Genomic DNA, 11,386 nt, shown 5'->3' with positions numbered 1-11,386 from the left:
GGAGCCTCCGGCGGGAGTTTATTTGGCAAGATGAAGCAGGGGATCTTTCCCCGTTCGAAAGGAGGGGCGCATGAGCCCACTCGACAGAAATCCCCCCGTTCTGCGCGGGCAAGACGGCGAAGGATCGGTGCAGGTCCATCAGGATGCTGATGCCAAGATCGAAGGGGCCAAGGTCTTTTCCGTCTACGGCAAGGGCGGGATCGGCAAGTCCACCACCTCGTCCAACCTGTCAGCCGCCTTTTCCAACCTGGGCAAGCGCGTGCTGCAGATCGGGTGTGACCCGAAACATGACAGCACCTTCACCCTGACCGGGCACCTGCAGCCGACGGTGATCGACATTCTCAAGGAGGTGGATTTCCACCCCGAAGAGCTGCGGCCGGAAGACTTCGTGACCGAGGGCTACAATGGCGTCATGTGCGTCGAGGCCGGTGGCCCGCCGGCGGGCACAGGCTGCGGTGGCTATGTGGTTGGCCAGACCGTGAAACTGCTGAAACAGCACCACTTGCTGGAAGAAACCGATGTGGTGATCTTTGACGTGTTGGGCGACGTGGTTTGCGGTGGCTTTGCGGCCCCTCTGCAACATGCTGATCGCGCCCTGATCGTTACCGCCAACGATTTCGACAGCATCTATGCCATGAACCGCATCATCGCGGCTGTGCAGGCCAAGTCGAACAATTACAAGGTGCGGCTCGCCGGGTGCGTCGCCAACCGCTCACGCGAGACCAACGAGGTCGACCGCTACTGCGACACCGTCGGCTTCAACCGCATCGCCCACATGCCCGACGTGGATGCCATCCGCCGCTCACGCCTGAAGAAAAAGACCCTGTTCGAGATGGACGACGAGGAAGACATCTTGCGCTGCCGCGCCGAGTACATACGCCTTGCCGAAACCCTCTGGAACGGAACCGAGGGGCTGGCCCCCGCCCCAATGGAAGACCGCGATATCTTTGAACTGCTGGGATTCGATTAATGGACTACGGCTCCACCCGCGCCCGCGTCGAAGACTACTTCGACCGCACGGCGACCAAGACATGGGAGCGTCTGACATCGGACGCGCCCGTGTCGCGCATTCGGGAAACCGTGCGCGCGGGGCGGGAGCGGATGCGCGACCTGATGCTGAGCCGCCTGCCGGACGACCTGCGCGGCGCACGGGTACTAGATGCGGGCTGCGGGCCGGGTGTCGCGACCATCGAGCTGGCAAAACGGGGGGCCACAGTGGTCGCCGCCGACATCTCGCCGCAACTGATCGACATTGCGCAACTGCGTCTGCCGCACGACCTGAAAAGCCACGTGACCTTCCATGCGGGCGATATGCTGGACCCAAAGCTCGGCGGGTTCGACGCCGTCATCGCGATGGACAGCCTGATCTACTACACCGCCTCTGATATCGGCGACGCGCTTGCCGCGCTCGAACCCCGCGTCAGCGGCCCCGTTGTGTTCACCGTCGCCCCGCGCACCCCTGCGCTGATGGCGATGTGGTATGCGGGCAAGGCTTTCCCCCGCTCTGACCGTTCCCCGGTCATGATCCCTCACGCGCACCCAAAACTCGCCAAGGCCGCCAAGGCCGCAGGCGTGCGCCGCATGTTGCGTCCAGTCGACCGGATCACCTCCGGTTTCTACATCTCCGAAGCGATGGAGCTGCGGCCATGAGTGCGCTCAAGCATCTCTCGCTCAAGGCACTGCCTTTTGCCGATGCGGCGTCAGATGACCTGCCGATGGGCCAGCTTCTGCGCCTGTCGCTATTCCAGGTGTCTGTCGGCATGGCCTCGGTCATGCTGCTCGGTACGCTCAACCGCGTGATGATCGTGGAATTGTCAGTGCCCGCCATGATCGTGGCAGTGATGATTGCGCTGCCGGTCTTGTCGGCCCCGTTCCGGGCGCTGCTGGGCTTCCGCTCCGACACGTACCGCTCTGCCATCGGATGGAAACGCATCCCCTATATCTGGTTCGGCGCTCTTTGGCAGTTTGGCGGCCTTGCCATCATGCCCTTTGCCCTGCTTGTCCTGTCTGGCGACACCGTGCACGACATCCCCTTTGCCGGAGAAGTGCTGGCAGGCCTCGCCTTCCTGATGACGGGCCTTGGCATTCACATGACGCAGACCGCCGGGCTGGCGCTGGCCAGTGACCGCGCGACGGACGAAACGCGCCCCCGCGTGGTGGCGATGCTCTATGTCATGTTCCTTGTGGGCATGGGCATCTCAGCTCTGATCATCGGTGGTTTACTGAACAATTACAGCAGCTTGACCCTGATCCGCGTGGTGCAAGGCTCTGCCGTCGTTGGCGCTGTTCTCACTTTCATCGCGCTCTGGAAACAGGAAAGCGTGACGCCGATGAGCCGTGAGCAGCGCGAGGCCCCGCGCCCGCTCTTCCGCGACGCGTGGAACGATTACGCCGCCGGGGGCAAGGCCGGGCGCCTGCTCGCCTGCGTCTTCATCGGCACCATGGCCTTCAACATGCAGGACGTGCTTCTGGAACCCTATGGCGGCGAAATCCTCGGGCTTTCGGTGTCGGCCACCACGATCCTGACCGCCCTCTGGGCGGCGGGCGCGCTGACCGGCTTCATCTGGGCCGGACGGCGGCTTGCCAAAGGGTCGAATTCCTACCGGCTGGCGGGCGCTGGTGTGCTGGCCGGCATCTGGGCCTTCTCCCTCGTGATCTTTGCAGCGCCGATGCAGGCCAACCTGCTGTTCTACGCGGGCGCCACGCTGATCGGCTTTGGCGGCGGGCTCTTTGCCGTGTCAACTCTTACGGCAGCCATGGCGATGCCGGCAAAAGGCGTTGCAGGGCGCGGTCTTGCCCTTGGGGCGTGGGGCGCTGCGCAGGCCACGGCCGCAGGCGTCGCCATCGCCCTGGGCGGCACGCTGCGCGACTGGATTGGTGCTGTCGCCATGTCTGGGGCATGGGGCGAAGGCCTTGCCACCCCGACCACCGGATATTCCTTCGTTTACCATACCGAGATTGGCTTGCTCTTCGTCACTCTCGTCATCCTGGGACCGCTTGTGCGCACTTCGGGTCCCCTCACCGAACGGAAGGACGCGGGCCGCCTGGGCCTCGCGGATTTCCCCACATGACCTTCTCCAGGAAAGGACATCTGTCATGACCGCAACATTCTTTGGCGAATTCGACCTCGCGTCACTGGCGCTCTGGTTGTTCTACATCTTCTTTGCCGGGCTCATCATCTGGATCCAGCGCGAAAACATGCGCGAGGGCTATCCGCTGGAAGATGACGAGGGCAACGCCTCGTCCAATTCCGGCCTGTTCCCCCTGCCCGAGGACAAGAGCTTTGAACTCCCCCACGGGCGTGGCACCGTAACCGTTCCGTCAGGCCAAACGCCCGAACGGTCCGATATCCCGATGAAACGCTCAGGTCCGGGCAACGGCTACCCGCTGGAGCCGACGGGCGATCCGATGCTGGACGGCGTTGGCCCGGCCAGCTGGGCGCCCCGCCGCGACGTGCCTGAACTCGATGGCCACGGCCACCCCAAGATTATCCCGATGTCGGGCAATGACGCTTTCCGCTTTGCCAAGGGTCGTGATCCACGCGGCCTGCCGCTGGTTTCCGGCGACGGGGAAGTTGTGGGCAAGGTCGTCGATATGTGGATCGACGAGCCTGAACAGCTCGTGCGCTACCTTGAATACACACTGGACGCCAAATGGGGCACCGGCAACCGTCTGGTGCCGCTGACCCTTGCCCGGATCAAATCCGACCGGGTTGTCGTACGCACGCTTTATGGCAAGCACTTTGCCACCGTGCCGCAGCACGCCAGTGCCACGCAGGTGACAATGCTCGAAGAGGAAAAGATCAGCGGCTACTACGGCGGCGGTGTCCTCTATGCCGACAGCAGCCGGCAAGAGCCCAAGCTCTGATGCAACACGCGCGCGCCATATCCTGGCAAGGCCCCGGGGCACACCGGCGGCTGGCGCGTGCGTCTTCGCCACTTTGCAAAAAGGGCGGCGCCCGACCCTGGGTGGGCGCTCCCAACCTCAATTCGAACCGCCACGCTGTTGGTCTGCAAAACGACCGTGCAGCGCGTGACATCACCAATGCGCCCTCCCGTCACGCCGGGGGCGTGCCGGAAATCAACCATGCGCCTTTGGCGCAATGGGAGGGTCGGGCGCGGCCCGGGGGTGAACCCCGGACATATCAGCACCAATGCAGGTCCCCCGAAACCGTGAAGGGGAACGTGCGCCATGTCCCATGATGATTTCGCAGTCGAACCAATCGAAGGGCTCCCCGAACGCCCGCCCGAGGGCGAACAGATCCTCTGGCAAGGCAGGCCAGACACCCTCGCACTCGCCCGCGAGGCACTGAACCTCAACTGGATCATCGGCTATTTCGGGTTGCTGGCCGCTTGGCGGTTCATTTCGGTGATGGACCTCATGCCGATCGGGCAAGCGATCGGAGCCACGGTGCCCTTCCTCATTCTGGGGGCCATCGTCTGCGCCCTGCTCTACGGCGTCGCACTCATTCAGGCCCGGGCGACGATGTACACCATCACCACGTCCCGCATCGCCATGCGGATCGGGGCGGCCCTCACGCTGACGATCAACCTGCCCTACCGCGAACTGGGCAAAGCAGCGCTTGATCTGCGCAAGAACGGCACGGGCACCATCGCGCTCGACACCACCGGCAAGACGAAGATCAGCTACCTCGTGCTCTGGCCGCACGCGCGGCCCTGGCGGTTCGGCAGCACGCAGCCCGCCCTGCGCTGCATTCCCGACGCCGAAAACGTCGCGCGCATCCTCGCCGACGCGGCCGAGGCGCGGATAAGCACACCCCAGGTCACACGCGTTGCCCCCGGTGGCGCGGTCGCGGCGGAGTAAGCGCCATGTCTGACGCCACCACTCCCCGCATACACGCCAAGGAAGACGAACTTGTCCCGCGCATCCTGATCCGCGCGGTCCTCGCCCTGCTGCTCATTGTCCTTTCACTGGTCACCATTGCCACCCTCACGGACCGCCCCCTTGAAAGCACCCCACCCCAGACGGAAATCATCGCGGAACGCGCGATCTTCCTGTCCGGCGACGCGTCGGGTGCGGCGCGCGTGCTGGACGCACATGGCACGGTTCTGGCGGACTTCGCATCGGACAAGGGCGGCTTTGTGGCCGGCATCGAACGGGTGATCGCCCGCGAACGGGGCAAGATCGGCGCAGACGCCACCGCCCCGGTGCTGCTGCGCCTGCGCGCTGGCAACCGTCTTTCACTCTACGACCCCAAGACCAACTGGAGCGCCGAGCTGATGGGTTTTGGCGCCGACAATCTCCGCACCTTCGCCAGGTTGCTGGAGCCAACCCAGACCCAAGGAGGAAGCCACCATGGGACTACTGACTAAGGACGTCGAACGTGCGCCCTGCACGGTCGAAATAAGCCACAAGTTCGAAAGCCTGCACGCGCATGTTCGGTTCAACAACGGCACGACCGTCTATCCGGGCGACGAGGTGCAGGTGCAAGGGCCGGAAATCATGGCCCCCTTCGGTGAGATCGTGCGCGAGGATCGCGAGGCGATCATCACCCGCGCATCCGGCCTTGAACGGCTCTGGACCCGCCTCACCGGCGATTTCGAAGTCATGGAACTCTGCGAATTCTCCTTCTCTGAAGAGGTGACGCTATGAATATCCAGAACACAGAAAAGCATACGGCAGATGCAACTTCGGTCGAAGAGGGCCTCGCCATTGCCCAGGCACAGGACGAAAAATTCACGTCTGAGTTTGCCACCGAAACGGCCATGCAGAACACGCTGCTGACCCCACGCTTCTACACCACCGATTTTGACGAACTTGACGCCATTGACGTCTCCTCGGTCCGCGAGGACTGGGACCAACTGATCGACCAGATGGAAAGCGACCCAAACAAGGGGCATTTCAAGAAAAACGAAGACTGGGATCACGTCGATTGGGACGGGATGGAGCCGCAACTGAAAAAGGAATTCATCGACTTCCTGATCTCCTCCTGCACAGCCGAGTTTTCGGGCTGCGTACTCTACAAGGAAATGAAGCGGCGCGGGGCCAACAAGGACATCACGCAACTGTTCCAGCTGATGGCGCGGGACGAGGCACGCCACGCGGGCTTCATCAACGACGCCCTGCGCGAAGCGGGCCTGCGTGTGAACCTCGGCTTCCTGACGCAGAAGAAGAAATACACTTATTTCCGGCCCAAGTTCATATACTACGCGACCTACCTGTCGGAAAAGATCGGCTATGCCCGCTACATCACCATTTTCCGGCACCTTCAGGCCAACCCGGAACACCGGTTCCACCCGATCTTCAAATGGTTCGAAGAGTGGTGCAATGACGAATTTTCGCATGGCGAGGCATTTGCACTGCTGATGAAGACCGACCCGAAGCTGACCAGCGGGATGAATGTTTACTGGATCAAGTTCTTCCTAACGGCGGTCTACGCCACCATGTATGTGCGCGACCACCAGCGCCCCGCCTTCCACGAAGCGCTCGGCGTGGACCCGGATTGGTACGCACACGAGGTGTTCACCAAAACCTCGAAACTGTCGGAACAGATCTTCCCCATCACGCTCGACATCGACCACCCGCGTTGGCAGCGCCAGCTTGAGAAGCTGCAAAAGGCCAATGTGGACATGGCCGAGGCGACGGGCCTGAGAAAACTCGGCGCACAGCTGCGGGCAGCAGCGGCCTTCGTGGCGCTCTACACGATCCCGGCCAAGAAACACGTGGTGCCCGAAAGCACCCGGTTGGAGCCTGCGTATTGATCCAAGCCGTTTGGCATAACTGGGCGGCACATCAGCCAACCCTCGCGTCCGGCGGCACCGCCGGGCAGCGCCCGACCTCCCCCCGGAGGGCGCTATTGGCGATGTCGCTCGCAGCACACACGACATCCACGCTTTGGGGCACACGCGCAGATCAAATGGAGCAAAGCGCCCCCCAGGTCGAGCGCTGCCCTCTGCACTTTGGGGGCAGCCTATGACCCCCTGGATCGCCGCCCTCATCGCCCTGTTCATCTGGTGGTTCTCCACAGGCACCATCCTGATGGCGGTCAAATACGCCGACCGTTCAGGCGAAAAGGCGCGGCGCACCACGACAATCGCCGCCCTACCCCTCATGGCCTTGGGCGCTTACGGCACTTACTGGTCCATGACACAGACCGACATCCTCGGCACCTATGTCGCTTTCCTCTCGGCGCTCGCCCTCTGGGGCTGGATCGAACTGGCCTTCCTCACGGGCGTCATCACCGGCCCCAACCGCAGGCCCCTGCCCCCGCACAAGGCGGAATGGGAGCGGTTCATCCGCGCCTGGGGCACCATCGCCTATCACGAGATGCTCCTGACAGCGACGTTGATCGGACTGGCCCTCGCACTCTGGCATGCCCCCAACCCATTTGCCTTCTACACCTTCGCGGTCCTCTTCTTCGCCCGCATCTCGGCCAAGCTGAACCTCTTCTTCGGCGTCCCCCGCATCCACGTGGATTTTCTGCCCGAAGCACTCGCACACCTGCCCAGCCACTTCCGCACGGCGGGCATGAACTGGCTCTTCCCCATTTCGGTCACGGCACTCAACTTCGCCGCAGCCTGCTGGCTCGAACGGCTCTATGCCGCCGAAACCACCGGTGCGGTCACAGGCTTTGCCCTGCTCACCGCCCTTACGGCCCTTGCGGCCCTCGAACACTGGGTGATGGTCCTGCCCATCCCCGACGAACGGCTCTGGCGCTGGATGCTGCCAGAAGCAAAACCAACCAAAAACACCACAGGGGGACATCATGGACTTTGATGCTTTGTTCCAAACCCAACTCGATGCGCTGAAAGAAGAGGGGAACTACCGCATATTCGCAGAGTTGGAGCGCCAGTCCGGCGCCTTCCCCCGCGCAAGGTGCCACAACGAAGATGCCCCGGACCAGGTGACCGTCTGGTGCTCGAACGACTATCTCGGCATGGGGCAGCATCCGTCGGTGACCAAGGCGATGAAGGACGCGATTGACGAATGCGGCGCGGGCGCAGGCGGCACGCGCAACATCTCGGGCACGAACCACGCCCACAAGCTGCTTGAGGAAGAACTGGCCGACCTCCACGGCAAGGAAAGCGCGCTGCTCTTCACGTCCGGCTACGTCTCGAACTGGGCGGCCCTCTCGACGCTCGGGTCACGGCTCCCCGACGCGGTGATCCTCTCGGACGAGCTCAACCACGCCTCCATGATCGAAGGCATCCGCCACTCACGGGCCAACAAGGTGATCTGGAAACACAACGACCCAGAAGACCTCGACCGCAAACTGGCCGCCCTTCCCGCCAACGCCCCGAAAATCGTGGCGTTTGAATCGGTCTACTCTATGGATGGTGACATCGCGCCGATCGCAGAAATCCTCGACGTGTGCGAAAAACATGGCGCAATGAGCTATATCGACGAAGTGCATGCCGTCGGCATGTACGGACCCCGCGGCGGCGGCGTCGCAGAAGAGTTGGGCCTGATGGACCGCATCACCCTGATCGAAGGAACGCTCGGCAAAGCCTATGGCGTGGTGGGGGGCTACGTGACCGGCTCGGAAGCGCTCTGCGACTTCATCCGCAGCTTCGCCTCCGGCTTCATCTTCACCACCGCCCTGCCCCCCGCGGTCGCGTCAGCGGCGCGCACCTCCATCCGCCACCTCAAGCAATCGGACCAGGAACGCATCGAACAACGCAAGCGCGTGGCCTACCTGCGCAAACGGCTGGACCAAGAGGGGATCCCCCACATGGACAACCCCAGCCACATCATCCCGGTGATGATCAAGGACCCGGTCAAATGCCGGATGTTGTCGGATTACCTGATGCAGCAATACGGGATCTACGTGCAGCCCATCAATTACCCGACAGTCCCCAAAGGCACCGAACGGTTGCGGTTCACGCCCTCGCCCCTGCACAGCACCGAGGACATCGAACATCTGGTCATGGCACTGAAAGACCTATGGAAACAGTGCGCTATTGCCCACGCCGTAGCCTGACAGAAAAAGAGCCGCGGCATTTCCGCCGATCACGGGGATCAAGTCAAAGTTACTGTTGACTTGATCACGAAGCCGCTACGTTCTTGCGAAGAACTTTGGAAGGAGATTCACATGTTCCGCACACTTGCCATCGCAGCGACAACTGCCACGCTGGCCGTGCCCGCATTTGCAGACGGCCACGCAGCCTCCGGCGACGCCGCCGCAGGGGAAAAGGCATTCCGCCAATGCATCTCGTGCCACGTCGTCCAGAACGAAGCAGGCGACACGCTGGCAGGCCGCAACGCCAAAACGGGCCCCAACCTTTATGGAATCGCCGGTGGCCAGTTCGGCATGGTCGAAGACTTCCGCTATTCCGACATCAACCAGCTGGCGGCAGAAATGCCCGACCTCACCGTGAACGAAGAGGTGTTCGTTGCCTATGTTCAGGACCCAACAGGCTACCTGCGTGAAGTGACGGGCGACAAAGGCCGCTCCAAGATGACCTTCAAGGTCCGCAAGGAAGAGGACGCCGTGAACCTCTACGCCTATCTTGTGTCGCTGCAGGACGGCGGCAGCTAAGCTGAAGCCTTATGCACTTCACAAAGGCCGTCGGACCCCCGGCGGCCTTTTGCATACGTGGCGCATTTCCGCCAATGCACCGGGAAATGGCGGTGATGTGAATGGCCCCCGGTGAAAAGTGACGACAAGGGACTGGACGCCACCGCACGGGCCTTGCATCTGTCACAGCGTGATCACGTCGCCAAAGGATAGAAATGGCCCTCACAGCGCATATGACCCGCCGCAGCGCCCTTGCCACACTTTTGGCCGGTGTGGCCCTGCCACGGACCGTATTGGGGGACATCACGGGCACAGCCTTTTCCTACGAGTGGCTCAAGGACCAGATGCAAGCGCGGGCACAAACGCCTGACGCACCGCCGCCACCGCTCGACAACTTCCTCCAGAACCTGACCTATGACGACTACCGCAACATCTACTTCCGGCCCGAGGCCGCACGGTGGTCCGACACTCCCCTGCCCTTCCACGTGTCGTCCTTCCACCCGGGCTGGCTGTTCAAGGAACCGGTGAAGATCCACGAAGTCACGGATGGCGCCGCCCGCCCGCTGACCTTCTCAACCGACGATTTCGAATACCGCAACGATGTGGGCACGCGCGTGCCAGACCACGCGGAACTGGCAGGGATTGCAGGGCTGAAGCTGACCCACCCCCTGAACACGCCCGACAAGTTTGACGAGGTGGTCACCTTCCTCGGCGCCAGCTATTTCCGCGCCCTGGGCCGCGGCAACAGCTATGGCCTCTCGGCCCGTGGACTCGCCATCAACACATGGCTGAACGGACCCGAGGAATTCCCCCGCTTCTCCGAATTCTGGCTGGAAAGGCCCAAAGCAACAGACGCGTCACTCACAGTCTACGCCGCCCTCGACAGCGCCTCGGTCACCGGGGCCTACAAATTCACGATCACACCGGGCGACGACACCACTATGGACGTCGAAGCAACGTTGTTCTTCCGCGAAACAGTCCCGCAACTGGGGCTTGGCCCGCTCACATCCATGTTCTATTTCGCCGAACATACTGAACGGGATTTCGACGATTTCCGCAGGCAGGTCCACGACAGCGAAGCGCTCAAGATCATCCGAAAGAACGGCAACGTCATCCTGCGCCCACTCAACAACCCGCCCCGCGTCTCAAGCTCCTATTTCGACGAACCGCAGATGGCCCAGTTCGGCCTGGTCCAGCGCGACCGCACCTATGAAGACTACCAGGACGCAGGCGCGCGCTACCACGACCGCCCCTCCGTGATGATCGAGCCCCTGAACGATTGGGGACCGGGCATCGTGCGTTTGGTGGAAATCCCGGCTGATCTGGAAATCGACGACAACATCGTTGCCTTCTGGGTGCCCAAAAGCGCACCACAGGTGGGCGAAAGCCGCACCTACAGCTACCGCATGCATTGGGGCGACCTGCCCCAATCAGGCGACCTTGCCTGGGTGCAAGGCACGCTCGCAGGCATCGGCGGCCCCTCGGGCGTGCCTCTTGAAAACCCCAACCTGCGCAAGTTCGTCATCGACTTCGAAGGCGGCGCGCTTGGGACCATGCCCGAAGACGCCAAAGTCACGCCAATCGTCACCCACTCCGCCGGGGACATCGAAGGCATGGTCCTGCACAAGGTTTCGGACGCCGCCGTGCCCACATGGCGCTTGTTCATCGACATCGACGGGCAGGATCACGACCTGATCGAACTCACCGCACACGTCGCCGATGACACACAACGGCTCTCGGAAACATGGGTCTTCCAATGGCTGCGGGACGACGTACCCAGCTAACCCTGATACACAAGCGTCAGCCAAAAATCATGTTTGCCACTACAGGTGAAATCTACCGTGCGGGCGCGCCAGAGGCGATCAACGCAATGCTCGACATGATTGTGGAGCGGTATTGGGAAAAACC

The 11,386-nt window shown here is 62.4% G+C and carries 12 protein-coding genes; all 12 read left to right on the top strand.

Annotated features, from left to right (window positions below; all coding sequences use genetic code 11):
- Positions 1-70 precede the first annotated feature (70 nt).
- The gene (bchL, locus tag IE087_RS21495) at positions 71-970 is read left to right on the top strand and encodes a ferredoxin:protochlorophyllide reductase (ATP-dependent) iron-sulfur ATP-binding protein (protein ID WP_189371548.1); all 900 of its coding nucleotides are present in this window, start codon (positions 71-73) and stop codon (positions 968-970) included.
- Positions 970-1,650 carry a magnesium protoporphyrin IX methyltransferase gene (gene bchM, locus IE087_RS21490; protein WP_189371547.1) on the top strand — a complete coding sequence of 227 codons (681 nt, stop codon included), beginning with the start codon at positions 970-972 and terminating at the stop codon, positions 1,648-1,650. The genes bchL and bchM overlap by 1 nt, the downstream gene beginning before the upstream one ends.
- Complete coding sequence (locus tag IE087_RS21485; RefSeq protein ID WP_189371545.1) at positions 1,647-3,071, top strand: PucC family protein; 1,425 nt, start codon at positions 1,647-1,649, stop codon at positions 3,069-3,071. The genes bchM and IE087_RS21485 overlap by 4 nt, the downstream gene beginning before the upstream one ends.
- A gap of 25 nt (positions 3,072-3,096) precedes the next feature.
- Positions 3,097-3,867, top strand: a complete 771-nt coding sequence (gene puhA / locus IE087_RS21480) for a photosynthetic reaction center subunit H (protein WP_189371543.1) — start codon at positions 3,097-3,099, stop codon at positions 3,865-3,867.
- Between the two features lie 324 nt (positions 3,868-4,191).
- The gene (gene puhB, locus IE087_RS21475; protein WP_189371541.1) at positions 4,192-4,824 is read left to right on the top strand and encodes a photosynthetic complex putative assembly protein PuhB; all 633 of its coding nucleotides are present in this window, start codon (positions 4,192-4,194) and stop codon (positions 4,822-4,824) included.
- Between the two features lie 5 nt (positions 4,825-4,829).
- Positions 4,830-5,333, top strand: a complete 504-nt coding sequence (puhC, locus tag IE087_RS21470; RefSeq protein WP_189371540.1) for a photosynthetic complex assembly protein PuhC — start codon at positions 4,830-4,832, stop codon at positions 5,331-5,333.
- On the top strand, positions 5,317-5,613 hold the full coding sequence (locus IE087_RS21465) for an O2-dependent cyclase accessory protein (protein WP_189371538.1): 297 nt from the start codon (positions 5,317-5,319) through the stop codon (positions 5,611-5,613). The genes puhC and IE087_RS21465 overlap by 17 nt, the downstream gene beginning before the upstream one ends.
- Positions 5,610-6,722, top strand: coding sequence for a magnesium-protoporphyrin IX monomethyl ester (oxidative) cyclase (gene acsF, locus IE087_RS21460; protein ID WP_189371536.1), 1,113 nt, complete (start codon positions 5,610-5,612; stop codon positions 6,720-6,722). Before IE087_RS21465 ends, acsF begins: the two co-directional genes overlap by 4 nt.
- Before the next feature lie 211 nt (positions 6,723-6,933).
- On the top strand, positions 6,934-7,737 hold the full coding sequence (puhE, locus tag IE087_RS21455; protein WP_189371534.1) for a putative photosynthetic complex assembly protein PuhE: 804 nt from the start codon (positions 6,934-6,936) through the stop codon (positions 7,735-7,737).
- Positions 7,727-8,941: a 5-aminolevulinate synthase gene (gene hemA, locus IE087_RS21450; RefSeq protein ID WP_189371532.1), complete on the top strand. Its 1,215-nt coding sequence runs from the start codon at positions 7,727-7,729 to the stop codon at positions 8,939-8,941. Before puhE ends, hemA begins: the two co-directional genes overlap by 11 nt.
- Before the next feature lie 111 nt (positions 8,942-9,052).
- Entirely contained in the window at positions 9,053-9,499 is a 447-nt protein-coding gene (locus IE087_RS21445) for a c-type cytochrome (RefSeq protein ID WP_189371531.1), read from the top strand.
- A gap of 194 nt (positions 9,500-9,693) precedes the next feature.
- Positions 9,694-11,262, top strand: coding sequence for an OpgD/OpgG family glucan biosynthesis protein (locus tag IE087_RS21440; RefSeq protein ID WP_229801519.1), 1,569 nt, complete (start codon positions 9,694-9,696; stop codon positions 11,260-11,262).
- Positions 11,263-11,386 lie beyond the last annotated feature (124 nt).

Source organism: Tateyamaria omphalii, assembly GCF_014651375.1.
Classification (GTDB): domain Bacteria; phylum Pseudomonadota; class Alphaproteobacteria; order Rhodobacterales; family Rhodobacteraceae; genus Tateyamaria; species Tateyamaria omphalii.
Note: the sequence above shows the minus strand (reverse complement) of the source record. Positions and strands in the feature narration are given on the sequence as shown.

Coding starts and splice junctions, on each gene's coding strand:
- bchL (WP_189371548.1), top strand. CDS start 71: ATGAGCCCACTCGACAGAAATCCCCCCGTTCTGCGCGGGCAAGACGGC.
- bchM (WP_189371547.1), top strand. CDS start 970: ATGGACTACGGCTCCACCCGCGCCCGCGTCGAAGACTACTTCGACCGC.
- IE087_RS21485 (WP_189371545.1), top strand. CDS start 1,647: ATGAGTGCGCTCAAGCATCTCTCGCTCAAGGCACTGCCTTTTGCCGAT.
- puhA (WP_189371543.1), top strand. CDS start 3,097: ATGACCGCAACATTCTTTGGCGAATTCGACCTCGCGTCACTGGCGCTC.
- puhB (WP_189371541.1), top strand. CDS start 4,192: ATGTCCCATGATGATTTCGCAGTCGAACCAATCGAAGGGCTCCCCGAA.
- puhC (WP_189371540.1), top strand. CDS start 4,830: ATGTCTGACGCCACCACTCCCCGCATACACGCCAAGGAAGACGAACTT.
- IE087_RS21465 (WP_189371538.1), top strand. CDS start 5,317: ATGGGACTACTGACTAAGGACGTCGAACGTGCGCCCTGCACGGTCGAA.
- acsF (WP_189371536.1), top strand. CDS start 5,610: ATGAATATCCAGAACACAGAAAAGCATACGGCAGATGCAACTTCGGTC.
- puhE (WP_189371534.1), top strand. CDS start 6,934: ATGACCCCCTGGATCGCCGCCCTCATCGCCCTGTTCATCTGGTGGTTC.
- hemA (WP_189371532.1), top strand. CDS start 7,727: ATGGACTTTGATGCTTTGTTCCAAACCCAACTCGATGCGCTGAAAGAA.
- IE087_RS21445 (WP_189371531.1), top strand. CDS start 9,053: ATGTTCCGCACACTTGCCATCGCAGCGACAACTGCCACGCTGGCCGTG.
- IE087_RS21440 (WP_229801519.1), top strand. CDS start 9,694: ATGGCCCTCACAGCGCATATGACCCGCCGCAGCGCCCTTGCCACACTT.